The 26,984-nt window shown below is 65.0% G+C and carries 29 protein-coding genes; 13 read left to right on the forward strand and 16 right to left on the reverse strand.

The window, feature by feature from the left end; translation table 11 throughout:
- Window positions 1–60 precede the first annotated feature (60 nt).
- The 6 genes from FXN65_RS10325 to FXN65_RS10350 all read left to right on the forward strand — a co-directional run bounded on the left by FXN65_RS10325 (window position 61) and on the right by FXN65_RS10350 (window position 5,716).
- Window positions 61–1,530, forward strand: coding sequence for a flavin-containing monooxygenase (locus tag FXN65_RS10325; RefSeq protein WP_151133103.1), 1,470 nt, complete (start codon window positions 61–63; stop codon window positions 1,528–1,530).
- The gene (locus tag FXN65_RS10330; RefSeq protein WP_151133104.1) at window positions 1,514–2,452 is read left to right on the forward strand and encodes an alpha/beta hydrolase; all 939 of its coding nucleotides are present in this window, start codon (window positions 1,514–1,516) and stop codon (window positions 2,450–2,452) included. Before FXN65_RS10325 ends, FXN65_RS10330 begins: the two co-directional genes overlap by 17 nt.
- Before the next feature lies 1 nt (window position 2,453).
- A complete protein-coding gene (locus tag FXN65_RS10335) occupies window positions 2,454–3,215 on the forward strand; it encodes an SDR family oxidoreductase (protein WP_151133105.1) in 762 nt (253 codons plus the stop codon).
- A 109-nt stretch (window positions 3,216–3,324) separates the two neighbouring features.
- Entirely contained in the window at window positions 3,325–4,227 is a 903-nt protein-coding gene (locus tag FXN65_RS10340; RefSeq protein WP_151133106.1) for a DMT family transporter, read from the forward strand.
- A 268-nt stretch (window positions 4,228–4,495) separates the two neighbouring features.
- Window positions 4,496–4,837, forward strand: coding sequence for a ribonuclease E inhibitor RraB (locus FXN65_RS10345; RefSeq protein WP_151133107.1), 342 nt, complete (start codon window positions 4,496–4,498; stop codon window positions 4,835–4,837).
- 171 nt (window positions 4,838–5,008) lie between these two features.
- Entirely contained in the window at window positions 5,009–5,716 is a 708-nt protein-coding gene (locus FXN65_RS10350; RefSeq protein ID WP_151133108.1) for a type 1 glutamine amidotransferase, read from the forward strand.
- A gap of 126 nt (window positions 5,717–5,842) precedes the next feature.
- Here the strand turns inward: FXN65_RS10350 and FXN65_RS10355 are convergent, their stop codons facing one another.
- From FXN65_RS10355 to FXN65_RS10390, 8 genes are all read right to left on the reverse strand, one after another.
- The gene (locus FXN65_RS10355; protein WP_151133109.1) at window positions 5,843–7,267 is read right to left on the reverse strand and encodes a gamma-aminobutyraldehyde dehydrogenase; all 1,425 of its coding nucleotides are present in this window, start codon (window positions 7,265–7,267) and stop codon (window positions 5,843–5,845) included.
- A gap of 70 nt (window positions 7,268–7,337) precedes the next feature.
- Window positions 7,338–8,144, reverse strand: coding sequence for an ABC transporter permease (locus FXN65_RS10360; RefSeq protein WP_151133110.1), 807 nt, complete (start codon window positions 8,142–8,144; stop codon window positions 7,338–7,340).
- Window positions 8,134–9,072 carry an ABC transporter permease gene (locus FXN65_RS10365; protein ID WP_151133111.1) on the reverse strand — a complete coding sequence of 313 codons (939 nt, stop codon included), beginning with the start codon at window positions 9,070–9,072 and terminating at the stop codon, window positions 8,134–8,136. The genes FXN65_RS10360 and FXN65_RS10365 overlap by 11 nt, the downstream gene beginning before the upstream one ends.
- A 3-nt stretch (window positions 9,073–9,075) precedes the next feature.
- On the reverse strand, window positions 9,076–10,086 hold the full coding sequence (locus FXN65_RS10370) for an ABC transporter ATP-binding protein (RefSeq protein WP_151133112.1): 1,011 nt from the start codon (window positions 10,084–10,086) through the stop codon (window positions 9,076–9,078).
- 255 nt (window positions 10,087–10,341) lie between these two features.
- The gene (ydcS, locus tag FXN65_RS10375; RefSeq protein ID WP_151133113.1) at window positions 10,342–11,493 is read right to left on the reverse strand and encodes a putative ABC transporter substrate-binding protein YdcS; all 1,152 of its coding nucleotides are present in this window, start codon (window positions 11,491–11,493) and stop codon (window positions 10,342–10,344) included.
- 350 nt (window positions 11,494–11,843) lie between these two features.
- Window positions 11,844–12,398, reverse strand: coding sequence for an AAA family ATPase (locus FXN65_RS10380; protein WP_151133114.1), 555 nt, complete (start codon window positions 12,396–12,398; stop codon window positions 11,844–11,846).
- Window positions 12,395–12,961, reverse strand: a complete 567-nt coding sequence (gene pnuC / locus FXN65_RS10385) for a nicotinamide riboside transporter PnuC (protein WP_151133115.1) — start codon at window positions 12,959–12,961, stop codon at window positions 12,395–12,397. The genes FXN65_RS10380 and pnuC overlap by 4 nt, the downstream gene beginning before the upstream one ends.
- Window positions 12,962–13,027: 66 nt before the next feature.
- Window positions 13,028–14,662 carry a methyl-accepting chemotaxis protein gene (locus FXN65_RS10390; protein WP_151133116.1) on the reverse strand — a complete coding sequence of 545 codons (1,635 nt, stop codon included), beginning with the start codon at window positions 14,660–14,662 and terminating at the stop codon, window positions 13,028–13,030.
- Between the two features lie 270 nt (window positions 14,663–14,932).
- Here FXN65_RS10390 and FXN65_RS10395 point away from each other — a divergent pair, with 270 nt between their 5' ends.
- Window positions 14,933–15,763, forward strand: coding sequence for an undecaprenyl-diphosphate phosphatase (locus FXN65_RS10395; protein WP_151133117.1), 831 nt, complete (start codon window positions 14,933–14,935; stop codon window positions 15,761–15,763).
- A 49-nt stretch (window positions 15,764–15,812) separates the two neighbouring features.
- On the opposite strand, the gene FXN65_RS10400 is transcribed toward FXN65_RS10395, so the two are convergent.
- The gene (locus tag FXN65_RS10400) at window positions 15,813–17,162 is read right to left on the reverse strand and encodes a heavy metal sensor histidine kinase (protein WP_151133118.1); all 1,350 of its coding nucleotides are present in this window, start codon (window positions 17,160–17,162) and stop codon (window positions 15,813–15,815) included.
- On the reverse strand, window positions 17,162–17,842 hold the full coding sequence (locus FXN65_RS10405) for a heavy metal response regulator transcription factor (protein ID WP_151133119.1): 681 nt from the start codon (window positions 17,840–17,842) through the stop codon (window positions 17,162–17,164). The genes FXN65_RS10400 and FXN65_RS10405 overlap by 1 nt, the downstream gene beginning before the upstream one ends.
- Window positions 17,843–18,006: 164 nt before the next feature.
- Here FXN65_RS10405 and queF point away from each other — a divergent pair, with 164 nt between their 5' ends.
- The gene (queF, locus tag FXN65_RS10410; RefSeq protein WP_151133120.1) at window positions 18,007–18,837 is read left to right on the forward strand and encodes an NADPH-dependent 7-cyano-7-deazaguanine reductase QueF; all 831 of its coding nucleotides are present in this window, start codon (window positions 18,007–18,009) and stop codon (window positions 18,835–18,837) included.
- A 44-nt stretch (window positions 18,838–18,881) separates the two neighbouring features.
- Here the strand turns inward: queF and FXN65_RS10415 are convergent, their stop codons facing one another.
- The 3 genes from FXN65_RS10415 to FXN65_RS10425 form a co-directional block, all read right to left on the reverse strand.
- Window positions 18,882–19,145 carry a DUF4404 family protein gene (locus FXN65_RS10415; protein ID WP_151133121.1) on the reverse strand — a complete coding sequence of 88 codons (264 nt, stop codon included), beginning with the start codon at window positions 19,143–19,145 and terminating at the stop codon, window positions 18,882–18,884.
- 130 nt (window positions 19,146–19,275) lie between these two features.
- Window positions 19,276–20,016 (reverse strand): HAD family phosphatase, encoded by a 741-nt coding sequence (locus tag FXN65_RS10420; RefSeq protein WP_151133122.1) that lies wholly within the window; start codon window positions 20,014–20,016, stop codon window positions 19,276–19,278.
- 55 nt (window positions 20,017–20,071) lie between these two features.
- Window positions 20,072–20,491, reverse strand: a complete 420-nt coding sequence (locus tag FXN65_RS10425) for an acyl-CoA thioesterase (protein WP_151133123.1) — start codon at window positions 20,489–20,491, stop codon at window positions 20,072–20,074.
- Window positions 20,492–20,594: 103 nt separating this feature from the next.
- Between FXN65_RS10425 and FXN65_RS10430 the strand changes: the two genes are divergently transcribed.
- Window positions 20,595–21,296 carry an MlaA family lipoprotein gene (locus tag FXN65_RS10430; protein WP_151133124.1) on the forward strand — a complete coding sequence of 234 codons (702 nt, stop codon included), beginning with the start codon at window positions 20,595–20,597 and terminating at the stop codon, window positions 21,294–21,296.
- 71 nt (window positions 21,297–21,367) lie between these two features.
- Here FXN65_RS10430 and FXN65_RS10435 read toward each other — a convergent pair whose 3' ends face one another.
- Window positions 21,368–21,667 carry a PilZ domain-containing protein gene (locus FXN65_RS10435; protein ID WP_151133125.1) on the reverse strand — a complete coding sequence of 100 codons (300 nt, stop codon included), beginning with the start codon at window positions 21,665–21,667 and terminating at the stop codon, window positions 21,368–21,370.
- A 215-nt stretch (window positions 21,668–21,882) separates the two neighbouring features.
- Between FXN65_RS10435 and rssB the strand changes: the two genes are divergently transcribed.
- Both rssB and rssC read left to right on the forward strand, forming a co-directional pair.
- The gene (gene rssB, locus FXN65_RS10440) at window positions 21,883–23,067 is read left to right on the forward strand and encodes a two-component system response regulator RssB (protein WP_151133126.1); all 1,185 of its coding nucleotides are present in this window, start codon (window positions 21,883–21,885) and stop codon (window positions 23,065–23,067) included.
- Window positions 23,064–23,546, forward strand: a complete 483-nt coding sequence (rssC, locus tag FXN65_RS10445) for an anti-sigma factor antagonist RssC (RefSeq protein WP_151133127.1) — start codon at window positions 23,064–23,066, stop codon at window positions 23,544–23,546. Before rssB ends, rssC begins: the two co-directional genes overlap by 4 nt.
- A 64-nt stretch (window positions 23,547–23,610) precedes the next feature.
- Here rssC and tal read toward each other — a convergent pair whose 3' ends face one another.
- Window positions 23,611–24,537 carry a transaldolase gene (gene tal / locus FXN65_RS10450; protein ID WP_151133128.1) on the reverse strand — a complete coding sequence of 309 codons (927 nt, stop codon included), beginning with the start codon at window positions 24,535–24,537 and terminating at the stop codon, window positions 23,611–23,613.
- A 323-nt stretch (window positions 24,538–24,860) separates the two neighbouring features.
- Here tal and FXN65_RS10455 point away from each other — a divergent pair, with 323 nt between their 5' ends.
- Complete coding sequence (locus FXN65_RS10455) at window positions 24,861–25,208, forward strand: hypothetical protein (protein ID WP_151133129.1); 348 nt, start codon at window positions 24,861–24,863, stop codon at window positions 25,206–25,208.
- Here FXN65_RS10455 and dusA read toward each other — a convergent pair.
- Window positions 25,178–26,188, reverse strand: a complete 1,011-nt coding sequence (dusA, locus tag FXN65_RS10460) for a tRNA dihydrouridine(20/20a) synthase DusA (protein WP_151133130.1) — start codon at window positions 26,186–26,188, stop codon at window positions 25,178–25,180. The two genes, FXN65_RS10455 and dusA, sit on opposite strands and share 31 nt — an antisense overlap.
- 303 nt (window positions 26,189–26,491) lie before the next feature.
- Here dusA and FXN65_RS10465 point away from each other — a divergent pair, with 303 nt between their 5' ends.
- The gene (locus FXN65_RS10465) at window positions 26,492–26,980 is read left to right on the forward strand and encodes a tetratricopeptide repeat protein (protein ID WP_151133131.1); all 489 of its coding nucleotides are present in this window, start codon (window positions 26,492–26,494) and stop codon (window positions 26,978–26,980) included.
- The last annotated feature ends 4 nt before the right edge of the window (window positions 26,981–26,984 follow it).

Genomic DNA, 26,984 nt, shown 5'->3' on the forward strand with positions numbered 1-26,984 from the left:
AGGATTCTCCCCACTGCGCCGGCCGTCGTGCCCGCGCGGGACCATCCATGGGAGACAACAATGACCAACAGTTCCCAGCCTGGCGCGTCCGTACACGTGCTGATCATCGGCGCTGGTTTCGGCGGCCTGGGCCTGGCCATCCAATTGCAGAAGGCGGGCATCCACGACTTCCTCATCCTGGAGAAGGGCAGCGATGTCGGCGGCACCTGGCGCGACAACAGTTACCCCGGTGCGGCCTGCGATGTGCCCTCGCACCTCTATTCCTTCTCCTTCGAGCCCAAGGCCGACTGGTCACGCAAATTCGCGCCGCAGGCGGAGATCTTCGCCTACCAGCGCCACTGCGCCGACAAATACGGCCTGCGTCGGCACATCCGCTTCGGCTGCGAGGTGGAAGGTGCCGAGTTCGATGCACCCAGCGGCACCTGGCAGGTGCGGACCCGCAACGGCGAGCGTTTTCGCGCCAGGGCGCTGGTCAGTGCCTGTGGGCAGTTGAATCGCCCCGCCTGGCCACGCATCCCCGGTCTGGATGCTTTCAAGGGTGAGCTGTTCCATTCGGCAGGCTGGAACCATGACTACCCGCTGGACGGGAAGCGGGTGGCGGTGATCGGCACTGGGGCCAGTGCCATCCAGTTCGTCCCGCAGATCGCCCCGAAGGTCGCCAAGCTGAGCCTGTTCCAGCGCTCGGCGGCCTATGTGATCCCCAAGCCGGACCGTGCCTACCGCTCCTGGGAGCGCGCCGTGATGCGGCGCCTGCCCTGGCTGCAGAAGGTGGACCGGGTGCTCAAGTACATCCAGCACGAGTCTCGGGTGTTGGCGTTCACGGTGATCCCGCCGCTGATGAAACTGATGCAGTTCCGCTTCCGCCAGCACCTGGCGCGCGGCATCGCCGACCCGGCGTTGCGCCAGCGCCTGGTGCCGGACTACCCGCTGGGCTGCAAGCGCATCCTGATCTCCAACGACTTCTACCCAGCGCTGGCGCGACCCAATGTGGAGGTGATCGATGGCGGCATAGGCGAAGTCACCGAAAACGCGGTGGTGACCCGCGACGGGCAGCGCCACGAGGTGGACGCCATCATCCTCGGAACCGGCTTCGCCGCCACGGACTTCCTGGCCCCCATGAGCATTCGCGGGCTGGGCGGGCGTGACCTGAACCAGGCCTGGCGAGACGGCGCCGAGGCCTATCTCGGGGTCAGCGTCAGCGGCTTCCCGAACCTGTTCATCCTCTACGGGCCCAATACCAACCTCGGGCACAACTCCATCATCTACATGCTGGAAAGCCAGTTCCGCTACGTACTCGACGGCATCCGGGCATTGCAGGGGCTACGCTACCTCGACCTCAAGCCCGAGGTGCAGCAGCGCTTCAACCAGCGGCTACAACGGGATGTGCGTCGGACCGTCTGGGAGCAGGGCTGCAACAGTTGGTACAAGACCGCTGACGGCCGCAACACCAACAACTGGCCGGGATTCACCTTCAGCTACCGTCAACAGACCCGTCGCCTGGACCTGGACCTCTATGAATGCACCCGTTGAATTCACCGCCTCCGACCCCGGCCAGCCGCTATTGCGCGCGACCCTGCGCGCAGCTCTGCGCCTGCTGTTCCGTGGCCTGATGCGCCCCCCGTTGCCGGTGTCGCTGCAGCGGCTGGTATTGCGCTCGCTCACCGCCAGCACCCTGGCGACCCGGGGTGTGGAGCGGGAAGCCGGCCAGTTGGGCGACCGTCCCTGCGAGTGGCATCGGCCCCGCGGCGGCAGCCATGTGGTGCTGCTCTACCTCCACGGTGGCGCCTTCATCACCGGCTCGCCGGCCACCCACCGCGCCATCACCGCCAGCCTGGCCAGGCGCGCGGGCGTTGCCGTGTGCGCCCTGGACTATCGCCTGGCACCGGAACATCGCTTTCCGGCCGCCCGCGACGATGCCGTGGCCGCCTACCGCGAGCTGCTGGAGGCCGGCTACCCGGCGTCGCGCATCGTCATCGGCGGCGATTCGGCCGGTGGCAACCTGACCCTGCTCACGGCGCTGGAGATCCGCCACCGGGGCCTGCCGCAACCGGCGGGGCTGGTCTGCTTCTCGCCGGCGACCGATCTCAGCGGCACCGCACAGCACAATCCGCCGGCGGGCGATCCGCTGATCCATCCGGCCTGGGTGGAACAGGCCATGGACCTCTATTGCCCGCCGGGGCTGGACCGACGTGATCCGGCGCTGTCGCCGCTGTTCGCCGATCTGTCGGGGCTCTCGCCCATGCTGGTGCAAGTGGCCGAGGACGAAGTCCTTCGCGACGACAGCCTGCGACTTGCCGAGCGGGTGAGAGCGGCTGGCGGCTGGGTGCGGCTGGAGCGCTATCCTGGGCTCTGGCACGTGTTTCAGGCGCACACTGGCGTGCTGCGCCGGGCCGACGAGGCATTGGCCAGCGCCGCGGATTTCATCTGCCGGCACGTGGAAACGGAGGCGTGAGATGCACAATATCCTGATCACTGGCGCCGCTTCCGGTATCGGCGCCGCGACGGCCCGCCTGTTCCATGACCGTGGCTGGCTGGTAGGGCTGGTGGATCGGGACGCCGAGGCCCTGGCCACCCAGGCCGCCGCCCTGGGGGGCGTCTGGCATCGGGCGCTGGATGTGACTGACCTCGCCGCCGTCGAAGCCGCCCTGGCGGACTTCTGCGCCCGCCACGACGGTCAGTTGCGCCTGCTGTTCAACTGCGCAGGCGTGTTGCGCTTCGGCCAGTTCGAGGAAATCGACATGGCCGAGCACGCGCGCATCCTCACCATCAACGTACTGGGGCTGGTGCAGGTGACTCACGTGGCCTTCCCCTACCTCAAGGCCACCCGTGACGCCCAGGTGATCAACATGGGCTCCGCTTCGGGCGTTTACGGCACGCCGCACATGGCCAGCTACTCGGCCTCGAAGTTCGCAGTGCGCGGTTTCACCGAGGCGCTGGAACTGGAATGGCGCCGCCACGGCATCCGTGTCGGCGACCTGATGCCGCCCTTCGTGCGCACGCCCATGGTCAGCAGCCAGCACTTCGAACCGCCCGTGCTGCGTCGTCTCGGGGTGAAACTCAAGGCCGAGGACATCGCCGAAGCCGCCTGGCAACAGGCCCACGGCGCCGCGGTGCATCGGCCGGTGAGCTGGTTGTTCCGGCTGATGTATGGCGCGGGACAGGTTTCGCCGGCCTGGGTGAACCGGGGGATCATGAAGCTGCTGAGTGGTGCATGACCGGGCGATGGCCCTGTGGCTGGCGAAATCGATGGTTTCAACCTGACATTGCTGTCAGCCATTTTCCAGGAGTAGCCTCGGCGGTCACTTCGAAGCAAGGATGCTCGTCATGACCCCGTTCTTCGCCTATTCCTGCCTGGGCCTGTCCATGTTGCTGGTCGGCGGCAATATCGCCGTCGGCAAGCTGGTGCTGGCCGAGGTACCGGTCTTTCTCTTTGCCCTTCTGCGTTTCCTGATCGCCATGCTGGTGCTGGCGCCGGGCATGCTACTGCCGCAAGTCCGTCGCGGCCTGGATCGTTCGGCGGGCAAGGGACTGTTCCTCCAGGCCTTCTTCGGCTGCTTCCTGTTCAGCCTGTTCATGCTCTATGGCGTGGTGCACACCAGCGCCGCCAGCGCGGGAATCATCACCAGTGCCACTCCCAGTTTGATTGCGCTGCTGGCGTGGCTCTGGCTGCGCGAGCGCATCGGTGGTCGCAGCCTGCTGGCCATCGCCCTGGCGGTGGGCGGCATTGCCGTGCTCAACCTGCTGGACAGCCGGGAGCAGGGCACTGGTAGCCTGCTGGGCAATACGCTGGTGCTCGGCGCGGTGATGGCCGAGGCGATCTTCGCCATCTTCTCGCGGCGCCTGTCGTTGTCGCTGCATCCCTGGGCCATGGCATTCGGCGTCAACCTGGCCGGGCTGCTGCTGTTCCTTCCGTTGGCACTGCCCCAGGGCCTGGCGTTCGACTGGAGCGCGCCGTCCGCGACCACCTGGGGCTGGCTGCTGTTCTATGCCATCAGCGCCAGCGTGCTGTCCTTCCTGCTCTGGTACCGCGGCATCGGCCAGGTGCCGGCGAACGTCGCCGGTCTCTTCACCGGCCTGATGCCGGTGGGGGCCGCGCTGGTGGGCGTCCTGCTGCTTGGCGAGCGCTTCGGTTCCGGTCAGGCATTGGGCATGGCGCTGGTGCTGGCGGCCATTGCGCTGGGAGGTCTGGCCGAGCGAAAGGCCAATTTAATGGCGCAAGATGCCTGAGCGCCGCCTGTCGCCACTTTTGTGACAATTTGTCCAGCTTTCCGGCAGACCCGGCGTGGTGGCGCTACCCTGCAAAATGAAAGCGGAAAGATCACTCGACGAGTGAATCAGTGGCCGGGTCCGCGCGGGGCCCGGTCAAGGTCTGACGTTGTGTCTGCAACGTCGGCCCGGGGGCGGCACCGCATGGTGTCGCGAAGCCGAGTTCACCGGCTTCTCGGAAACAGCGGAAAAGCGGAACTCTCATCCATCGCTAAGAGGAGGTCGTTTCATGAGCACAGCCTTCCACGATGATGTCAGCAGCAATCTGTTGCGCCGCATGAAAGAGGGCGGTTTCGATTTTGCCCGAGTTCATCCGATCGAGTTTTACGCCATCTTCCCCGACGAGGACCGGGCACGGCTGGCGGCGAAGAATTTTCGTGGCGAGTCCTTGAATGCCCAGGTGTCGGTTCGCGCCGATGGGGCCTGGCATCTGCAGGTGAGCAAGGTGATGTACGCCACCCATGCGGGAATTGGTGATTTCGAGCACGACCTGGAGGCCCTGGTGGTCCCGCTCGGTGGTGTACTCGACGGCTGGGGCGTGACCCAGGAAGTCGGCGTCAAGCAACCCTGAGGTCATCCCGGTTCGCGGCGGCCCGCCTGCTGCGAACCGGGCATTCCGGACAATGATCCGGCTGGTTTTCCTCCTCCCCTCTGCCACGCGTATTCCCTGCAAAAACATACACTTCCCTTACTCGACCTCGGCATGGCCTTTGCCTCAGACTCCGATCATGGAGGGGACCCCATGACCGACATCCTGATTCTTACCCACGCGGATTTCTGCCCACCCGGCCACCTGGCCGACGTCCTGGATCGTGAGCAGCGCGACTTCACCGTATTGCGCACGGACCTGGGCGAACTGGATGGCTACGACCTCGATCGGCCCAGGGCCGTGGCCATCATGGGCGGGCCCATGAGCGTCAATGACCCGCTGCCCTGGATCGGAGCGGAAATCGACGCATTGCGTCACTTCATCGCGCGCGACGTGCCCATGATCGGCCACTGCCTGGGCGGCCAGTTGCTGGCCCGTGCCCTGAACGCTTCGGTGCATCGCATGCCCTACACCGAGATCGGCTGGCAGCCGCTGGAAAAGCGTGCCCAGGCCACGGACAACCCCTGGATGGCGCACCTGCCGCAGGAGTTCTCGATCTACCAGTGGCACAGCGATACCTTCGACCTGCCCGAGGGCGCCCAGTGGCTGATGGACAGCCCCTGGTGTCCCAACCAGGGCTTCTCCTGGGGCGACAAGGTCCTTGCCCTGCAGGGCCACCCGGAGATGACCGAGGACCTGGTGCAGGGCTGGCTGACCGATTGGGCGCACCTGCTGGACGAAACCCAGCCCAGTCAGCAGGCCAGGGCACGCATGCTCGAAGACCTGCCAGCCAAGGTGAAGGCGCTGAACCAGGTGGCGGAAGGGTTCTATCGTCGCTGGCTGGACCTGGCGTTTTGCTAAGGCGCTGTCCTTGCTTTTGTAGGAGCGAATTCATTCGCGATCCGAGCCGTCGGCTCGAATCTGATAGGGGCAGCTTCGCTGCCTTTCGCGAATGAATTCGCTCCCACAGGCTGCTCCTGAATTCGCTCAGTGCCGAATCATCACATGCCGCACCACGGTGTAATCCTCCAGCCCGTACATGGACAGGTCCTTGCCATAGCCTGACTGCTTGAAGCCGCCGTGGGGCATTTCGTTGGTGAGCATGAAGTGGGTGTTGATCCAGGTGCAGCCGTATTGCAGGCGCGACGCCACGGCGGCGGCGCGGCCCACGTCGCGGGTCCAGACCGATGAGGCCAGGCCGTAGTCGGAGTCGTTGGCCCAGCGCACTGCCTCGTCCGCATCGCTGAAAGGCGTGACCGTCACCACTGGTCCGAACACCTCACGGCGCACGATCTCGTCGTCCTGGCTGGCATGGGCCACCACCGTGGGCTCGTAGAAGAATCCGCTGCCGGCCACCGGCTTGCCGCCAGTGGCGATCTGGATATGGGGCAGGGCGCCAGCGCGCTCGACGAAGCCGGCTACGCGTTCGCGCTGGCTCTGGGTGATCAGCGGGCCGAGCTCGGTGGCCGGATCGTTCTGCAGGCCGGTCTTGAGGCTGGACACCGCGCTGGCGAGGTCGGCCACGAAGTTGTCGTAGATCTTCTTCCCGGCGTAGATACGGCAGGCCGCGGTGCAGTCCTGGCCTGCGTTGTAGAAGCCGAAGGTGCGGATACCCGCCACCACGTCGGCGAGGTCGGCGTCATCGAAGACGATCACCGGTGCCTTGCCGCCCAGCTCCATGTGGGTGCGTTTCACGCTTTCCGCGGCGCTCTTGATGATGGCCTTGCCGGTGCCCACCGAGCCCGTCAGCGACACCATGCGCACCAGCGGGTGCGATACCAGCGGGCTGCCCACGCTGGGGCCACGGCCGAGGACGATGTTCACTACGCCCGGGGGAAGGAGTTCAGCGATGAACTCGGCCAGGCGCAGGGCGGTCAGCGGTGTCTGCTCCGAGGGCTTGAGCACCACGGTATTGCCGGCGGCCAGGGCAGGGCCGAGCTTCCAGGCGGCCATCATCAGCGGGTAGTTCCAGGGCGCGATGGAGGCGATCACGCCTATCGGGTCGCGACGGATCATGGAGGTGAAGCCCGGCAGGTATTCCCCGGCGGCGGAGCCGGTCAGGCAGCGGCTGGCGCCGGCGAAGAAGCGGAACACGTCGGCGATGGCCGGGATCTCGTCATTCAGTGCGGCAGCGTAGGGCTTGCCGCAGTTGTCGGACTCCAGTTTCGCCAGTTCTTCGGCGTGGCCTTCGATCTTGTCGGCCAGTTTCAGCAGCAGGGTGGCGCGATCGCGGGGCGAGGTCCGCGCCCAGCCCTCGAAGGCTGCATCGGCGCCGCGCACGGCGGCGTCCACCTGGGCTTCGCTGGCCTCGGGGATTTTCACCATCACGGCGCCGGTGGCAGGGTTGAGCACGTCCAGGGCCTCGCCTTCGCCAGCGGCGAACTGGCCATTGATCAGGAGTTTGGTTTGCATGAGCTAAGTCCTCGTTCGGTCTAGCCCCTCTGCGTCTGGGAGAGGGGCCGGGGGTGCAGGCCTGGAACGCTTACTTCCCGCCCCCAGCCACCGACTCGGTGCCCCGCGTCAGGTAGTAGGCGCCGAGGATGGGCAGCATGGTGGCGAGCATCACCAGCAGGGCGACCACATTGGTGACCGGGACATCACGTGGGCGGCTGAGCTGGCTGAGCAGCCAGAGCGGCAGGGTCTGTTCGTGGCCGGCGGTGAAGGTGGTGACGATGATCTCGTCGAAGGACAGGGCGAACGCCAGCATGCCGCCTGCCAACAGCGCGGTGGCGATGTTCGGCAGGATGATGTAGCGGAAGGTCTGCCAGCCGTCGGCACCCAGGTCCATCGAGGCTTCGATGAGGCTGTGGGAGGTCCGGCGGAAGCGCGCGATCACGTTGTTGTAGACGATCACTACGCAGAAGGTGGCATGGCCGACGACGATGGTGAAAATGCCCGGTTCGATGCCGAGGGTCTTGAAGGCCGAGAGCAGGGCGATACCGGTGATGATGCCGGGCAGGGCGATGGGCAGGATCAGCATCAGGGTAATGCTCTCCTTGCCGAAGAAGTCGCGGCGGTACAGCGCGGCGGCGGCCAGGGTGCCGAGCACCATGGCCAGTGTGGTGGCCAGGCACGCGACCTTCAGGGACAGGACGATGGCCTGCAGCACATCCTCGCGGCCGCCCACCACGGAAAACCACTCCAGGGTGAAGCCCTGCAACGGGAAACTGTAGGACGACTCCTCGGTGTTGAAGGCGTAGAGCAGGATCACCAGGATCGGAAAATGCAGGAACACCAGCCCGCCCCAGGCTGCCAGGCGCAGGCCCCACGAAGCGCGTTCAGAGTGCATCGAAGGCCCCCAGCCGCTTGGCAATGGACAGGTAGATGGCGATCAGCACGATGGGCACCAGGGTGAAGGCCGCCGCCAGCGGGATATTGCCCACCGAGCCCTGTTGCACGTAGACCATGGTGCCGATGAACAGGCCGCTGGGGCCCACCAGCTGCGGGATGATGAAGTCGCCCAGGGTCAGGCTGAAGGTGAAGATCGAACCGGCCACAACGCCGGGGAAGGCCAGCGGCAGGATCACCTGGATGAAGGTCTGCCGGGGCCTGGCGCCGAGGTCCGCCGAGGCCTGCAGCAGCGACGGCGGCAGGCGCTCAAGTGACGCCTGGATCGGCAGGATCATGAACGGCAGCCAGATGTAGGTGAACACCAGGAAGCGCCCGAGGTGCGAGGTGGACAGGGTATTGCCGCCCAGGCCCGGCACGGTGAGCAGGCTGCCCAGCAAGCCCTCCAGGTGCAGCTGCTGGATCATCCAGTAGAAGATGCCGCCCTTGGCCAGGATCACCGTCCAGGCGTAAGCCTTGACGATGTAGCTGGCCCACATCGGCAGCATCACGGCGATATAGAAGAAGGCCTTCTCCTTCGGCGAGGCGAAGCGCGCCATGTAGTAGGCGATGGGGAAGGCCAGCACCGCGCTGGCCAGGCTCACGGCAATGGCCATGGTCAGGGTGCGCAGGATGATGTCGTAGTTGGCCGGATTGAACAGGGCGCCGTAGTTGGCCAGGGTCAGGTCCGGCGTCACCGCCATGGTGAAGTCGTCGAAGGTGTAGAAGCTCTGCCAGAGCAGGGCGAACAGCGAGCCGATGTAGACGACGCCGAACCAGATCAGCGGCGGGGTCAGGAGCAGCAGCAGGTAGAGCGTCGAGCGCCGGTAGAGCAGGTTCGAGAGCCCCCGCAACGGACCGCTCTGATGGTTGGCGATGACGGCGCTCATGGCCTACTCGCTGAGCGCGACCATCGCGCTGCGGGCCCAGCAGGCCTGCACCTGCTGGCCGGGCTGCGGGCGGGCGACGTCCGACTCTTGGCCATTGGGCAGGCTCACCGCCAGGCGTCCGCCACCCTCCAGGTTGAGTTCGTAGCGGCTGCTGGCACCCAGGTATTGCACGTCGTGCACCGTGCCATTGACTTGCAGCTCGCCGTTGCTGGCGCTGCCGAAGCGTACATGCTCCGGGCGCAGGGAAAAGGCCCCGGCGGTGCCGGTGAGGCGCTGGGCGAGGTCGCCATGGAGCACGTTGGCGGTGCCGACGAACTCGGCGACGAAACGGGTGTTCGGCTTGCGGTAGAGGTTCTGCGGACTGTCCACCTGTTCGATGCGGCCCTTGTTGAACACGGCCACGCGGTCGGACATGGACAGCGCCTCGCCCTGGTCATGGGTGACGAAGATGAAAGTGATGCCAAGCTGGCGCTGGAGCTTCTTCAGTTCCACCTGCATCTGTTCGCGCAGCTTCAGGTCCAGGGCGCCCAGGGGTTCGTCCAGCAGCAGTACGCGGGGACGGTTGATCAGCGCGCGGGCCAGGGCCACGCGCTGGCGCTGGCCGCCGGAAAGCTGCGCCGGCTTGCGGTCGCCGTAGCCGGGCAGGGCGACCATGCCGAGGGCTTCCTCGGCACGCGCCAGGCGCTCGGCCTTGGCCACACCCTTCACCTTGAGGCCGTAGGCGACGTTGTCGCGCACGTTCATGTGCGGGAACAGGGCGTAGTCCTGGAACACGGTGTTCACGTCGCGCTCGTAGGGCGGCAGGCCGGCCGCCTCTTCACCGTGGATGCGGATGGACCCCGAAGTGGGCTGCTCGAAGCCGGCGATCAGGCGCAGGCAGGTGGTCTTGCCCGAGCCGGATGGGCCGAGCATGGAGAAGAATTCGCCGTCGCGAATCTCGATGGATACCCGGTCGACTGCCTTCACATCCCCGTAATGGCGGCAGACATCGGTGAACTGGACGGCTGTGGTCATGGACAAGACTCCGGAGGGCTTTGCTCCCTCTCCCTCCGGGAGAGGGCTGGGGTGAGGGCAGTAGTCGCTCGGCGTATCAGGGTACCTCGAAGTGGCCCCTCTCCCGGAGGGAGAGGGGAGGTTTCATCGTGCTACGGGCTTGCCTGAGCGAGCGGCCTGAGGGCAAGGCGCCCCGCAGCGAGGCGCGAGACATGCCTTCTGGTAGGCGAAGCGCCGAGCGAGAACGCAACGCAGCCATCAGGTCGCGCAGCCAGTTCAGCGGCCGCCCATGATCGCGATGTAGTCCTGGGTCCAGCGGCTATAGGGAACGAACTTCCCGCCCTGGGCTTCCGGGGTTTTCCAGAAGGCGATCTGGTCGAACTGGTCGTACCCATTGGTGGCGCAACCGCCGGGGCCGAGGAGTTCGCTGCTGGTGCAGCCCTTGGCAACCACGGGCAGGGAGCCGAACCAGGCGGCCAGGTCACCCTGGACCTTGGGCTGCAGGGACCAGTCCATCCACTTGTAGGCGCAGTTCGGGTGCTTGGCGTCGACGTGCAGCATGGTGGTGTCGGCCCAGCCGGTTACCCCTTCTTTCGGGAACACGGTTTCAACCGGCTGCTTCTCGGCTTTCAGGGTGTTGGCCATGTAGCCCCAGGTACTGGAGGCGGCCACGCCTTCATTCTTGAAGTCGCTCATCTGCACGGTCGCGTCGTGCCAGTAGCGGTGCACCAGGCTGTGCTGTTTGCGCAGCAGTTCGAGGACCGCCGCGTACTGGTCCTCGGTGAGCTGGTACGGGTCCTTGATGCCCAGCTCCGGCCTGGCGCTCCTCAGGTAGAGAGCGGCGTCGGCGATGTAGATGGGGCCGTCGTAGGCCTGTACGCGACCCTTGTTCGACTTGCCGTCGGCCAGTTGCTGGGGTTCGAAGACCACCGCCCAACTGTCCGGCGCTGTCTTGAACAGTTTGGTGTTGTACATCAGCAGGTTCGGCCCCCACTGGTAGGGCGTGCCGTAGTGCACACCGTCGACCGTGTGCCAGGGGGCGTCCTGGAGACGCTCGTCGAGGGTTTTCCAGTTGGGAATCAGCGCGATGTTGATCGGCTGCACGCGCTTGCCGAACACCAGGCGCAGGGAGGCGTCGCCGGAGGCGGTGACCAGGTCGTAACCGCCCTTGGCCATCAGGCTGACCATCTCGTCGGAGGTGGCGGCGGTCTTCACGTTGACCTTGCAGCCGCTGTCTTTTTCGAACTGGGTGACCCAGTCGTAGTTCTTGTCCGACTCGCCGCGCTCGATGTAGCCGGGCCAGGCAATGATGTCGAGCTGGCCTTCGCCCTGGCCGACCTGTTTCAACGGTTCGGCGGCCTGGGCTGAAGCGGTGAGGCAGGCACAGCTGACGGCGAAGGAAAGGAATAGGGGGTTGAGCGAAGGCATTATCGACTCCTGTTGTACATGACGTGCGGAGCCTGTTCGGCGGAACTGCATGCCGTTGGCGGTGCGCTGAAAGCGAGCCGAAAAACATGGCCGCTGCTCGCATTGAGCAGCGTAGTTCGGGGCTTTGGGGCTGACAAGGAAGGGGGCAGGGGCGCTTTGCCGTCGCCTTCCTGCAGGGGCGAATTCGCTTGAATTTGGTAATTGACGTCCTGAAGCCCAGGCCAGCAGGGTGAAGCCGATCCGGTAGGGTGCGCCGTGTGCACCGGCGGTTAGACGTGGTGCCGGAGCCGATCCCGGAATTGGTGCGCGCAGTGCTCAGCCAAGTGTTCTCCATCAAGTGGCGAAGCTGTTCAGTGATCGGCCGATCCAGCAGTTTGCGAGGATGAGGTGAGCCAGATGGCGATGCGCTGCAGTACGTATCGGCGCCGCGTCTCCCAGTCGCCCCCGACCACTTCATATCGCTGGCCGGTACTCTCCAGCCAGCTGCGACAATCCTCGAAGAAGGCCATGCGCTCCGTCAGCTCGGGCTGGCAGCGCTGGCCATCGTCCACCCATTCCACCTGTTGCGGACTCAGCAGCAGATGCAGGTCGTAGCGCCGCGCCAGCAGTTCGCGCTCCAGCCAGTCTGGGCAGTCGTTGAACAGCTTGCGGCTCCAGAGAATGTTACTGAGCGGGTGTGTATCGAGAATCAGCAGGGGAGGCGCTTCGGAACGGGCCTTGTCTTCCCATTCGAGCTGGCCACGGGCGATGGCCGGGATGTCGGCGTAGCAGGTGTCGCGCTGTTCGCGATCGATGAAGTGACGGACGTACTCGCCCACCAGCAGACCGCCGAACTCGGCCTGGATCGCGGCCGCCAGCCAGCTCTTGCCGCTGGATTCCGGCCCTGTCAGCACCAGTACCTTCATGCCGTGACGGGCTCCAGTTCACGCCGCCAGCTGCGCCAGCCCTGCACGGCCAGCAGGGTGAAGAGCCCGTAGAGCGCGGCAGTGAGATACAGCCCCTTGCTGAGGAACAGCGCCACGAACAGCACGTCCACCACTATCCAGAGCAGCCAGCATTCCAGGCGCTTGTGCGCCATCCAGAACTGGGCCACCAGGCTGAAGGCGGTGAGCGCGGCGTCCCACCAGGGCGCGGCGGCATCGGTCCAGGTCGCCATGGCGTAGCCCAGTCCAAGGCTGCCGAGGGCGCCCGCCAGCAGGCCAAGTCCCAGCGGTTGCACGCCCAGGCGGCTGATCTGGCGGCCGTCGTGCCGGGCGCCGCCCCGGGTCCATTGTCGCCAGCCGTACAGCTGCAGGCCGGCAAAGACCAGTTGCAGGAGCATGTCCGAGTACAGCTTCACTTCGAGGAAGATCCAGCTATACATCAGCACCATTACCAGGCCGATGGGCCAGCACCAGGCGTTCTGCCTGACGGTGAGCCAGACGGCCAGCACGCCCAGGCTGGCGGCGACGAGTTCTAGAGGGGACACCTTGCCGATTCCAAAGATGAAAGCCGCCGATTGTAGCGGCTCCCTCCGGTTTCGGCTGGGTTGTGGCTACACGCGGAACTGGCCCAGCAAGTGATTCAACTGCTCGGCCAATTGCCCGAGGCGCTGGCTGGCCCCGGTGGTCTGTTCCGCGGCACTGGCGCTGTTGTGGGCCAGACCGGCGGCCTGGGTGACGTTCTGGTTGATGTCTTCCACCACGTGGGATTGCTGCAGGGTGGCGCTGGCGATGGAAGCGTTGAGGCTGGTGAGGTTACGCAGCGCCTGGGCGATCTGCGCCAGGCTCTCACCGGCCTGGCTGGCCTGGTCCACCGTGGCGCGGGACGCCCGGCTGCTTTCGTCGATGACCTGGACCGCCGCCTCGGAGTTCTGCTGCAGGCGCTCGATCATCGTCTGGATTTCCGCCGTGGACTTCTGCGTGCGCTGGGCCAGCAGGCGGACTTCATCGGCCACCACCGCAAAGCCGCGCCCCTGTTCGCCGGCCCGGGCGGCTTCGATGGCAGCGTTGAGTGCCAGCAGATTGGTCTGCTCAGCGATGGAGCGGATCACCTCCAGCACGCTGCCGATCTGGGCACTTTCCTGGGCCAGCGTCTGGATCACTTCCACCGCCTTGGTGATGGTGGCGGAGAGCTGGTCGATCTGCCGCAGGCTGCTGTCGATGTTGTCGTGGCCCTGGCGTGCCTGCTCTTCGGCGTGGCGCACTTCGCTGGCGGCATGCTCGGCGTTCTTCGCCACATCCTGCACGCCGTAGGTGACCTCGTTGATGGCGGTGGCCACCTGCTCCATCTGCAGGGATTGCTGCTCGCTCTGGCGCAGACCCTGGCTGGCGATGCCGTCCAGGTTGCTGGCGGCCTGGTCGAGGGCATTGGCGGCATCCAGGGACTGGCGGATCACGCCGCGCAGCTTGCCGGTGAAGGCATTGAAATGGCTGCCCAGGGCAGTGATCTCATCGCGACCTTGGGTGTCCAGGTTGCTGGTGAGGTCGCCTTCGCCGCTGGCGATGCTGGCCATCGCGGACACCACCTCGTCCAGCGGCCGGGTGATGCTGCGGGCGATGAGGATGACCAGCAAGGCCATGACGATGGCGATGGCCAATCCGACTGCTGACGCGCGAATGGCCTGGGCGCGGAACTCGGCCTGCATGTCGTCGATGTAGATGCCCGAGCCGATCACCCAGCCCCAGGGGGCGAACAGCTGGACGTAGGACACCTTGGGTACCGGGTCGCTGGCGCCCGGCTTGGGCCAGCGGTAGGCGACCAGGCCCGCGCCGTTGGTCTTGGCCACGCGCACCATCTCGTTGAACAGCGCTTTGCCGTCAGGGTCCTTGTAGCCGGAGAGGTCCTGTCCCTCCAGCTTGGCGTTGGTCGGATGCATGACCATGCGTGGGGTCAGGTCGTTGATCCAGAAGTAGTCGCCCTTGTCGTAGCGCAGCGCACGCACGGCCTGCATGGCCTGCTTCTGCGCCTCTTCGCGGGTCAGGGTGCCTGCGGATTCCTGGGCCTGGTAGTACTGCAGCACGCCGGCAGCGGTCTCGACCACGTGGCGCGTCTTTTGCTCCTTGCCCGTGTAGAGGTCGTTGTAGATCTGCTGCAGCATCAGTACGCCGAGGGTGACCAGCATGAATACCGCGACTATCAGGATCAGCCAGAGACGGCGGCTGATCGGCAGGTTGCGCAAGCTGTGCATGGGGCGGGAACTCCTGGTTTCTTGTTATTGACCACGTGCCGGAAGCAGAGCAGGCCGGCCGGACGTTTTCAATCAGCCTTTAGCCGCGATTTCCAGATGGCTCTCTGTTAGCATTTCGGCGCTTCGGGGCAAAGCTGAAGGCTCGTTCGTCCCCGGAACCTGGCCGCCGGTGCCCGGTCTCATCGCCGAACGGCACGCTCACGGCGCCAGTTACCTGCATATTCGTAACGAAAAGGCCGCCAGAAGAGTGCGCCTCGGGGGAGAGTTTCGATGGATTTGTGGACGGCCTTGCAGGCCATCATTCTGGGGGTTGTCGAGGGCCTGACGGAGTTCCTGCCGATCTCCAGCACCGGCCACCAGATCGTGGTCGCGGACCTGCTGGGCTTCACCGGTGAGCGGGCGATTGCCTTCAACATCATCATCCAGCTGGCGGCCATCCTCGCGGTGGTCTGGGAATACCGGCGCAAGATCCTCGATGTCGTCATCGGCCTGCCGACCCAGCGCAGTGCCCGGCGTTTCACTGTCAACCTGATGGTGGCGTTCTTCCCGGCGGTGATCCTCGGTGTGGCCTTCTCCGACCTGATCCACCACTACCTGTTCAACCCCATCACCGTGGCGTCCGCCCTGGTGGTTGGCGGTGTGGTCATCCTCTGGGCGGAACAGCGCCAGCACCAGGTGCAGGCCGAAACCGTCGACGAAATGACCTGGAAGCACGCTCTGAAAGTTGGCTGTGCCCAATGCCTGGCGCTGGTGCCGGGTACTTCGCGCTCCGGCGCCACCATCATCGGCGGCCTGCTGTTCGGCCTCTCGCGCAAGGCCGCCACCGAGTTTTCCTTCTTCCTCGCCATGCCCACCATGGTCGGTGCCGCGGTCTACTCGGGCTACAAGTACCGCGACCTGTTCCAGCCGAGCGACCTGCCGGTGTTCGCCCTGGGCTCCGTAGTGTCGTTCCTGTTCGCCATGATCGCTGTCCGCAGCCTGCTGAAGTTCATCGGCAGCCACAGCTACGCGGCCTTCGCCTGGTATCGCATCGGCTTCGGCCTGCTGATCCTGGCCACCTGGCAGTTCGGCATGATCGACTGGTCCACCGCACAGGGTTGAGTCGTTCGTAGAGTCGAGAAGGCGCACCAGGTGGTGCGCCTTCTGCGTTTCAGGGGGTGGGGAATTCGAGGATGAAGCGCGTCCAGCCGTTGGCGGATTCGCAGCGGATTTCTCCGCCATGGGCGCGCACGATGGAGCGGGTGATGGCCAGGCCCAGGCCGGCATGCTCGCGACCCTCGCGGCGCGCGGGGTCGGCACGGTAGAAGCGGTCGAAGAGTCGCGGCAGCAGTTCCGCGGGTACTTCCGGACCGCTGTTGGCCACGGTGAGGCTGAGGCCGTGGGCATCGCTGGCCAGGTTCAGTTCGATGCGCCCGCCTTCCGGGGTGAAGCGCAGGGCATTGTCCAGCAGATTGGAAAGCGCACGGCGCAGCATGTTCCGGTCGGCCCTGAGCCGGGCATCGCCACTGCGGCTCATGGTCACCTGGCGGTCCTCGGCCAGGGGGCTGAAGTAGTCCAGCAGGGTGTCCAGTTCGGCTCCCAGCGCCAGGGGCTCGCGACGGGTCGCCAGCAGGCCGTGCTCTGCCTTGGCCAGGAACAGCATGTCGCCGACCATCTGGGCCAGTCGCTGGAGCTCTTCCAGGTTGGAGTGGAGGGCTTCGCGATATTCGTCCTTGCCGCGATCCTGGCTGAGGATCACCTGGGTCTGGGTCAGCAGGTTCGACAGCGGCGTGCGCAACTCGTGGGCGATGTCGGCGGAGAAGGCGGAAAGCCGCTGGAAGGCATCGTCCAGCCTGCCCAGCATCGCGTTGAAGGCGCGTACCAGTTCCACCAGCTCCTGAGGGACCTGATCGTCGGCCAGGCGGGTGGTCAGGGAGCTGGCGGAAACCCCGGCGGCCACCTCGGCCATGCGGTGCAGGGGGCGCAGGCCGCTACGTGCGGCCCAGGCGCCGAGCAGGGCGGTGGCCAGGGCGGAGAGCCCCACGGTAAGCCAGATCAGCCGCTGCATGCGTTCGAGAAAGTGCTGGTGATGGGTGATGTCCAGGGCCAGTGCCAGTCGTGGCGAATCCGGGTCTTCGGGTCGCAGTGGCGCGCTCAGCACCCGGTAGTCGATGCCATCTTGCTGCCAGTCATGGAGCCCTTCGCGAGCCGGTGCGCGAAGGCCGTCAGCACTGTTGAACCAGTAACTGCCATTGCGGCCTTCCAGTCGCAGGGTGAGATCCGGGTGCAGGCGCAGTTCGGCTTGCAGGGCTTCCAGCCGAGGCGCCAGGGTGGCGGGGCTGTCGACGCCGCTGACCAGGGCGCGGAAGGCATCCAGGCGGGTTTCCAGCAGTTGCTGGTCGAGTTCGATGAAGTGCGCTTCGCTGGCGCGGCTGAACAGCACCCCGGCGATCAGCGAGACGGCGGCGGTGCAGGCGGCGAACAGCAGGCCCAGGCGGGCGGTGAGGGAGAGTCCGTGCATCAGCCTTCGCGCGCCTCCAGCACGTAGCCCATGCCGCGCACGGTATGGATCAGCTTGGTGGGGAAATCGTCGTCCAGCTTCGCCCGCAGCCGGCGGACGGCCACTTCGATGACATTGGTTTCGCTGTCGAAGTGCATGTCCCAGACCTCGGCGGCGATCAGTGTCTTGGGCAGCACTTCGCCCTGGCGCCGCAGGAGGAATTCCAGCAGGGCGAACTCCTTGGTTGTGAGGTCGATGCGCCGGCCGCCGCGTTCGACCCGACGACTCAGCAGGTCGAGGTGCAGGTCGCCCAGGTCCAGGCTGGTCTCCTGTGGGGCGCTGGCGCCACGGCGGAGCAGGGTGCGTACGCGGGCGAGGAGTTCGGCGAAGGCGAAGGGCTTGATCAGGTAGTCGTCGGCGCCCAGTTCCAGGCCGTGGACGCGTTCTTCCACGGCGTCCCGCGCGGTCAGGAACAGCACCGGAACCTGCAGACCGGCCTGGCGCAGGCTGCGCAGTACCTGCCAGCCGTCGAGGCCGGGGAGCATCACGTCGAGGATGATCAGGTCGTATCCGCCGGCAAGGGCCAGGTCCCGGCCGTCGAGGCCGTTGGTGGCGAGGTCCGCGGCCAGGCCGGCTTCGGTCATGCCCTGGCGCAGGAACTGGCCGGTCTTGGGTTCGTCTTCGACTATCAGTAGCTTCATGGAGTGCTCATCGCTCGAATTGCTGCTTTATATCGCGCCGAAAGGATGGGCTGGGCAAGCTGACAAAGTTGTAATGCAGCAGCACCGTTGGTGCCGTGGATTTTTCAGCAACCGCCCGGCTGTATACAATTGCCCGATTTCCGCATTTTCAGGTCCACCCCCCCATGCACCATCCCGCCGAACATTCGCCGCTGGGCAAGTCCAGCGAGTACGTCAGCACCTACAGCCCGGAGCTGCTGTTCCCCATTTCCCGCGTGACCAAGTGGAACGAACTGGGGCTGACCGCTGCGACCTTGCCGTATCAGGGCGTGGACTTCTGGAACTGCTACGAGCTGTCCTGGCTGACGCCGTCCGGTAAGCCGGTGGTGGCGATTGGCGAGTTCGCCATTCCGGCCGATTCGCCGAACATCATCGAGTCCAAGTCGTTCAAGCTCTACCTCAACTCGCTGAACCAGTCCGTCTACACCAGTGCCGCCGAGCTGGAGCAGGTGCTGGCGCGGGACCTGAGTGGGGCGGCTGGCGCGCCGGTCGCGGTGCGGGTGCGCAGCCTGGCGGAGGTGGAGGCCGAAGGCGTCGCCACGTCCCCGGGCATCTGCATCGATGAGCTTGACGTGGCTATCGACCGTTATGAGCATCCGCAGCCCGAGTTGCTGCGCGCCGAAAACGGCCAGGCGGAAGAAGCGCTGCATAGCCATCTGCTGAAGTCCAACTGCCCGGTTACCGGTCAGCCGGACTGGGGCACGGTGGCGGTGGAGTACCGCGGTGCGAAGCGCCTGGATCACGCCAGCTTCCTGGCCTACCTGATCAGCTTCCGTCAGCATGCCGACTTCCATGAGCAGTGCGTGGAGCGCATTTTCCTAGACCTCAAGCGCCTGCTGGAGCCGGAGCTGCTCACGGTTCACGCCCGCTACGTACGCCGCGGCGGTCTGGACATCAATCCCTACCGCAGCACCCACCACGTCCAGCCGGACAATTGCCGTCTGGTACGGCAGTAACGAAAACCCCGACTCGAAGTCGGGGTTTTTTCTTGCACTCGGCCTCAGATGCCCATATTGGCAAGGCTCTGCATGATGTTCCGCAAGGTCCCGGCCAGGGTCGGGTGACGGGTTTCGAAGCGCTCGACGGCCAGGTTGACCCCATCCACCAGGGTGGCGTCCGGCGCCATGGCGGCATCCTGGGCCAGGCGCAGTTCGATTTCCTGCATCAACTCGATCAGCGATGCGCGTTCCTCCGCATCCAGCGGCGGTTCCTGGGCCAGCTGGTCGCGCAGTTGTTGCAGTTGCTGCTGCAGGCGTTCAGGCATGTCTTTCTCCCTTTGCGAATGTCTCAGGAGTGGACCCATTGAAGCATTCAAAGGTCCCTCATGCCTTAGAGATTAATCCAGCCTTGCCGGGCCTGCCTGATTCGGATCAAGCCTGAAACAAATGTACCGCTCAGGGTCTTTCGCCCTTTTCGCAGCGGTAGGCGAGGTCCGCCAGGCAGGGCGCCAGCTCGCCCAGATGGTCGATTACCGAATGGGCGCCCAGGCGGTAGAGCTTCAGGGTAGCGGCGGCGCGCAGGCGATCGCGTTCGCTGCCTTCCAGGGCGCGCCAGTCCGCCGGTGCCAGGCCGCACAGGGGGCCGCTGGCGGCCAGGCCAATGGTCCAGAGGCCCGCGTTCAGACCAGCCTGCAGCAGTCGCGGGTTGGCGCTGATCAGCACGCAGCCTTCCAGGCGCGAAACACCCAGGCCGGCCAGGGCCTGCCAGCAGCTGTCCGGCGCCGGCCAGGGGCGTGCGCCGTTGATCTCGCTACCGCCAAGCCAGGCGGGCAGGGGAGTGGCGAGGCGCCAGCTGGCCGATGCGGGGAGTTCGTCGAGCCAGGCGCAGGGCACCTGGGCGCCGCCCATCAGGTTGCCCAGCTCTTCGAGGTCAGTGACGGCTTCGGCGTGTTCTCCGGCGGCGTCCAGCAGTTGCTGCTGAAAGGCCTGGAGCATTTCTTCGCCGGCGGGGCTGCCAAGGGCGTAGTCGAGGGCGGCGCGAGGGGGCAGGGCGGCGGCTTCGGCCAGTCGGGTCGCCGAGAGGTCCGGCAGCAATCGGCTCAGGGCCAGCGGCAGGGTTCGGGCACCGAAGTCCACCAGGCAGCCGGAGAGGCCGAAGAGGATGGCGGTGAAGGCGGGCGGTTGGCTGCGGGGCATCTGCGTCGTCCTGACGAGGTCTGGCGCAGGCTAACCGGCCTGGATGACAGAGAAGTTACTGGCGCATGCCGGCGCCCATGACCAGGCGCAGATCTTCCGGTACCGGTACGGATCTGTCGGTGGCGTGGTCGATCCAAACCAGCTTGCAGTGGCCTTCGCCATAAAGTGTCGCGGGGTCTTCCAGGGTGCTCAGACGGTGTTCCACCACAAGGCTGCTATTGCCCACCGGGCCCGCACGGAGCTCGATGACCACGGTGGCGGGGTGTACCACGGGTTTGAGGTAAGTGTGCAGGGTCTGCAGTACCACGGGGCCCTGGGGCACATTGTTCATGGCGATGCCGAGGCTCTCGAACCAGGCGACCCGGGCTTCTTCCAGATACTGGATGTAGAGGGTGTTGTTGACGTGACCGTAGCTGTCCATATCACCCCAGCGAACGGGGATGTGGGCAACATGAAGTAAGGTTTTTTCCGGCATGCTGGCAGTCCGCTATGCTACCCAGAGTGTGCGATGGCCTTATACTGCGCGCCTTTGATGGGGCGGCGGGCCGCCACACTACTTTTCTCAAGGAGAGTCTGCAATGCAATTGATCGGTGCTCGGTGGCTCGAGCGTCTGGGCCGAGTCCTGGCCTGCGTCACCCTGGCGGTTCTGCCCGTCGCAGCGAACGCCGCGGAGGAGGACCCCTGGGAGGGCTTCAACCGTGCGATGTTCCGCTTCAACGACACCCTCGACACCTATGCGCTGAAACCCGTCGCCCAGGGCTACCAGGCGGTAACCCCGCAGTTCCTCGAAGACGGCGTCCACAATGTCTTCAGCAACATCGGCGATGTGGGTAACCTGGCCAACGACCTGTTCCAGGCCAAGTTCCATAATGCCGGCGTGGACACCAGCCGCCTGGTGTTCAACACCACCTTCGGCCTGCTGGGCTTTTTCGACGTGGCCACCCGCATGGGGCTGCAGCGCAACGACGAAGATTTCGGCCAGACCCTGGGCTACTGGGGCATGGGCAGCGGTCCCTACCTGGTGATTCCGTTCCTCGGCCCGAGCACCGTGCGTGACGCCGGCGGCAAGATCCCGGATTCCTTCCTCGAGCCTTATCCCTACATCGACCATGTGCCGACCCGCAACGTGACCCGCGCCGTCGACGTGGTGGACACCCGCGCCAGCCTGCTGTCGGCGGAGAAGCTGATCACTGGCGACAAGTACATCTTCATTCGCAACGCCTACCTGCAGAACCGCGAGTTCAAGGTGAAGGATGGCGAAGTGGAAGACGACTTCTAAGTCCGGCACTCTTTGCTGCGACATGAAAAAGGCGACCCCAGGGCCGCCTTTTTCGTTTCCGGTCATTACCGCTAGCGCATGTCTAGGATGGCCAGCCCGAGCGTATGGCGGCCGTTTCTGCCCGCGCTGATCCGCACCACTTCGGCATCGGCTTCCAGCCCCTTGAGAGCGCTGTGCTCGGAAGGAATGAACACGCGAATCCGGTCACCCACTGCCAGCGCGATATCCACTTCGAGCTGCATGCCGCTGCTGGAGAGGTCCAGACAAAGGGCGGGGTACTGCTGGCCAGCGTGTTCCAGGATGGCCTTGGTCTGCACCTGCATCCTGATGAAATCGCGCTTCTCGCTGTAGTTGCGGTCGTCCAGACTCACGCGCTGATCCTCTTGTCGTCATGGGGGTAGTCGAACTTCTTATAACTTCCGGCGATTTAGGGTGTAAAGGCAGAGTTCGGCGCGCGGCGCAAGCTTGAATCGCCCTGCGGATGGGAGTACCGTCTGCGCCGTAAAGCGAACCCCCGTACTCGTGCTCGGGCCTTAGGTCGGGTGCTACAACAACCCATCCCTGGCGCCGTTTGCCTGGATAATCCATGCACAATCCCAGTGCCAAGCTGCTGATTATTGATGACGACGAGGTAGTGCGCGCAAGCCTCGCGGCCTACCTGGAAGACAGTGGATTCAGCGTTCGGCAGGCCAGCAACGGCCTGCAAGGGCTGCAGGTTTTCGAGCAGGAGCGCCCGGATCTGGTGATCTGCGACCTGCGCATGCCTCAGGTCGATGGCCTGGAACTGATCCGTCGCATTTCCGAACTGGAAGCAGAAACCCCGGTGATCGTGGTCTCCGGCGCTGGTGTCATGAGCGACGCCGTCGAAGCCCTGCGTCTGGGTGCAGCCGACTACCTGATCAAGCCCCTGGAAGACCTCGCTGTTCTCGAACACTCGGTGCGTCGCGCGCTCGACCGCTCAGCCCTGCGCCTTGAGAACCGCCGCTACCGGGAAAAGCTCGAAGCCGCCAACCGCGAACTGCAAGCCAGCCTGCACCTGCTGCAGGAGGACCAGAACGCCGGGCGCCAGGTACAGATGAACATGCTGCCGGTGACCCCGTGGGAAGTGGCCGGCCTGCGTTTCGCCCACCAGATCATCCCGTCCCTGTACCTGTCCGGCGACTTCGTCGACTACTTCCGTGTGGATGAGCGCCGGGTGGCGTTCTACCTGGCGGATGTTTCCGGCCATGGTGCGTCGTCGGCCTTCGTGACCGTGCTGCTCAAGTTCATGACCACGCGCCTGCTCTACGAGTCCCGGCGCAACGGCATGCTGCCCGAGTTCAAGCCTTCCGAGGTGTTGGGGCATATCAACCGTGGCCTGATCAACACCAAGCTGGGCAAGCACGTGACCATGCTCGGCGGCGTGATTGACGAGGAAAGCGGCAAGCTGACGTACAGCATCGGCGGGCATCTGCCCCTGCCGGTGCTCTATAGCGAGGGCAAGGCCTCCTACCTGACCGGTAAAGGGCTGCCGGTGGGGCTGTTCGAGGAGGCGAGCTATGATGACCAGATCATCGATCTGCCGTCGTCCTTCAGCCTGACCTTGCTCTCTGATGGGATCCTGGACCTTTTGCCCGGCGAGACCCTCAAAGATAAGGAGGCCGCACTGCCAGAGATGGTTTGTGAGGCAGGTGGCAGTCTGGATGGCCTGCGACAAGTATTTGGACTGGCCAGCCTGGGCGAGATGCCGGATGATATCGCCTTGCTGGTGTTGAGCAGGAACCTTGCATGAGTACCGGTAAAATCCAGTTTGCCGAGCAGGATGGGACCTTTGTCCTGAAGTTCGTCGGAGAAATCCGCCTGACCCTGTGTTCGGCCCTGGATGCGACCATTGAAAAGATCTTCTCGGCGCTGAATTTTTCGGCAATCGTTATCGACCTCACCGAAACCCAGAGTATCGACAGCACCACCCTTGGCCTGCTGGCCAAGCTGTCGATCCTTTCGCGGCAGAAGGTAGGCCTGTTGCCCACGGTAGTGACCACCCACCCCGATATCACCCGGCTGCTGCAGTCGATGGGGTTCGATCAGGTGTTCAATATCGTCGGGAGGCCGGTTCCGTGCCCTGAAAGCCTGGAGGACCTGCCGCCGCAGGACCAGACAGAGGATGTCGTCCGCACCAAGGTGCTGGAGGCCCACCGCATCCTCATGGGGCTCAACGAGTCCAACCGCGAAGCCTTCCACGACCTGGTCAGCGCCCTCGAGCGCAGCTGATTCGTCGATTTTCCCCGATGCATGAAAACGAGCGCAGCCCGCAAGGGCTGCGCGCGTTCGTGTTTCAGCGGCGCGAGGCGAGCAGGGCTTCCAGTTTTTCCTGGTCGCGAGCGAAGAGACGGATGCCTTCGGCCAGCTTCTCTGTGCCCATGGCGTCTTCGTTCAGCTGCCAGCGGAACGCGGCTTCGTCCAGCACGACGCGGGCTTCGGCATCGCTGCCAGGGGCCAGGTTGCGTTCCAGCGCGCCCTGGTCGTCCGCCAGCTTCTGCAGCAGTTCGGGGCTGATGGTCAGCCGGTCGCAGCCGGCAAGCGCTTCGATCTGGCCCAGGTTGCGGAAGCTCGCACCCATCACCACCGTCCGATAGCCATTGGCCTTGTAGTAGCGGTAGATGCGCGCGACGGACTGTACACCCGGGTCTTCTGTGCCGACGAAATCGCGGCCTTCGGCTTTCTTGTACCAGTCGTAGATGCGGCCGACGAAGGGGGAGATCAGGAACACCCCGGCATCGGCGCAGGCAGCGGCCTGGGCGAAGTTGAACAGCAGGGTCAGGTTGGTCTGGACGCCCATCCGCTCCAACTGTTCGGCCGCACGGATGCCTTCCCAGGTGGAGGCGATCTTGATCAGCACGCGCTCGCGGCCGATGCCGGCTTCCTCGTAGAGACCGATCAGGCGCTCGGCGCGGCGCAGGGTAGCGTCGGTGTCGAAGGACAGGCGGGCATCCACCTCGGTGGAGATGCGCCCCGGAATCACCTTGAGAATCTCCTGGCCCACGGCCACGCCGAAACGGTCGCAAGCCAGGCCAAGGTCGCTGCTGGCGCCTGCTACCGCGCTGTCGAGCAACTCGGAATAGCGGGGCATGGCAGCGGCTTTCAGCAGCAGGGAGGGGTTGGTGGTGGCGTCGACCGGCTTCAGGCGGGCGATAGCGTCCAGGTCGCCGGTGTCGGCAACGACGGTGGTGTATTGCTTGAGTTGGTCCAGCTTGGAGGTCATGGCAAAACCTTGTCGTGGCGGATGATCTGACCTTACCCGAGCCGCATGGGCTGCTCAACGGGGGCGTAAGGGCTTTTTTACAGGCCATCGGCCTGCCCATCTCAACAGACCCGGAAAAGGGGCATCCGGGTTCCGCACGGAAATAGATTTCGCATTTTCATTGCGGTTTTTTCGCGCTCGTCCGTCTACTTCCATGAGAGCCCGTATTTTTCGGGAAACAGGCTGGCAGGAGCGCCGGCCCGAGGCATTGCGTCAGCAAGCCATTGATCAAAAAGGAGATATTGATGCGAGTACATGCATTGCCCCGGGTAAGGCGGGTCGTCATGGAGTCCCTCGATCTGAAGGTCGAACGGAGCCTCCCGCACCTGGACCAGCGCTTACTGCGGCAGATGCTGCAGCAATCGGGGCTGAAGACCAGCATGCCGCGCCTCAAGGTGCTGGAGATCCTCTGCCTGGCCTCGCTGGAAGGTGGCAACATTCCCAGCCGCGTACTCCACGAGCGTCTGGTGGAAGCGGGCGAGCCACTGTCGCTGGTCAGCGTGCGCCAGGTGCTAGGCCGGATGGTGGGCAGCGGACTGGTGGGCGCCCTGGGCGGTAGCCGTTACGGCCTGGCGCCGGCCTGGGAAGCGACGATCTCCGCTCAGCGGCCGCGCAGCAGCTCGGCAGCCTGATCCAGGAGCGCCAGCGGGTCTTCAGTCTTGTGCACGTCGACCGACAGCAACTGACGGAAGCGCCGGGCGCCGGGGAACCCCTGTGCCAGGCCGAGGACGTGGCGGGTGATGTGATGCATCACGCCGCCTTCCTGGATGTGGCGCTCGATATAGGGCCGCATGGCCTCCAGGGCCTCGGCACGGCTGATCTGCGGACCATTGCCGCCAAACAGCCCTGCATCCACTTCGGCCAGCAGGTAGGGGTTGTGGTACGCCTCGCGGCCCAGCATTACACCGTCGAAGGTCTCGAGGTGCTCGCGGCACTCGTCAAGGGTCTTGATACCGCCGTTGAGGATGATCTCCAGATCCGGGAAGTCCTGCTTCAGCTGGGCCGCCACCTCATAGCGCAGCGGCGGGATCTCGCGGTTTTCCTTGGGCGAAAGACCTTCGAGAATGGCGATGCGCGCATGGACGGTGAAGCTGCGGCACCCGGCCTCGCGCACCTGACCGACGAAGTCGCAGAGTTCCTCGTAGCTGTCGCGCCCATTGATGCCGATCCGGTGCTTGACCGTGACTGGAATCTCCACCGCATCCAGCATCGCTTTGACGCAATCGGCCACCAGCGCGGGATGACCCATCAGGCAGGCGCCGATCATGTTGTTCTGCACCCGGTCGCTGGGGCAGCCGACGTTCAGGTTCACCTCGTCATAACCCGCCTCCTGCGCCATCTTCGCGCAGGTCGCCAGGTCCGCCGGCACGCTGCCGCCCAGTTGCAATGCAAGCGGGTGTTCCGCCTCGTCGTGACGCAGGAAACGCTCATGGTCGCCATGCAGCAACGCCCCGGTGGTCACCATCTCTGTGTAGAGCAGGGCGTGCTTCGACAGCTGGCGCAGGAAAAAACGACAATGCCTATCAGTCCAATCCATCATCGGCGCCACGGAGAAGCGGCGGGACAGGGCAGGGCGCGTGGATGCTGATGTGGAGATTTGTACGGCGGTCATTCGGGGGCTTCTGGATTGCTGCGTTTTCCTGGTACTTCCGGTGGCTTTCGAGCTGTTGTAGCAATTCGAACGGGCGACAATCGGAAGGTGAGAACGCAAGGACGGGACGTTTGGCAGATTCGGATCATGCGTGATGGCCGGGAAGTTTATCAGGAAAGCCGGGCCTTCGACCGTTTGCCGGTCCCTCGCGCCCTGACCAGCCAAACACCGGGGCCAGCGGGAACTTCAGGCATTGGCGAGAGTCGGAGATCGCCGAGATTTTCCCATTCCGCCATGCTTTGAAGTCAGCTGAGAACACCGCCGATGCGCCACAGGAATTTCTTCCCGACTCTGTTTCTCGCCTTCTGCGCGGCCGCCGCGTTACCCGCTTACGCTTCAGGTTCGCCGAACAATGGTGCGTCAGGCGCTTTTCTGGAAGCAGCGGCGCTGCAGCTGGAGTACGGCGAGGTGGAGCTGGCGGGAGACACCCTGGAACGCGCCCTGCGCATCGAGCCGAACAATCCCGCCATCCTGCATCAGCTGGGTCAGGTGCGATTCCAGCAAGGGCAGTATGCGCAGGCCGTGGCACTGGCGATGCGGTCCAATGCGCGAACACGCAACGACGCCGATCTGCGCAGTCGCAATCTTCAGCTGATCCAGTCGGCCCGGCAGGCCATGGGGCCAGGGGTGGCGGGCGGCTCGGAGGCGGAAGTGGAGGTGGATGAGCAGGCCGAGGTCCGAGTCGGTCTGGACCAGTACGTGCCGGCTCGTCATGCGGCGGGCGTCTCCGCTGGTGGGGTTGAGTCCTATTGACCCT

Source organism: Pseudomonas lalkuanensis (genome assembly GCF_008807375.1).
Lineage (GTDB): Bacteria > Pseudomonadota > Gammaproteobacteria > Pseudomonadales > Pseudomonadaceae > Metapseudomonas > Metapseudomonas lalkuanensis.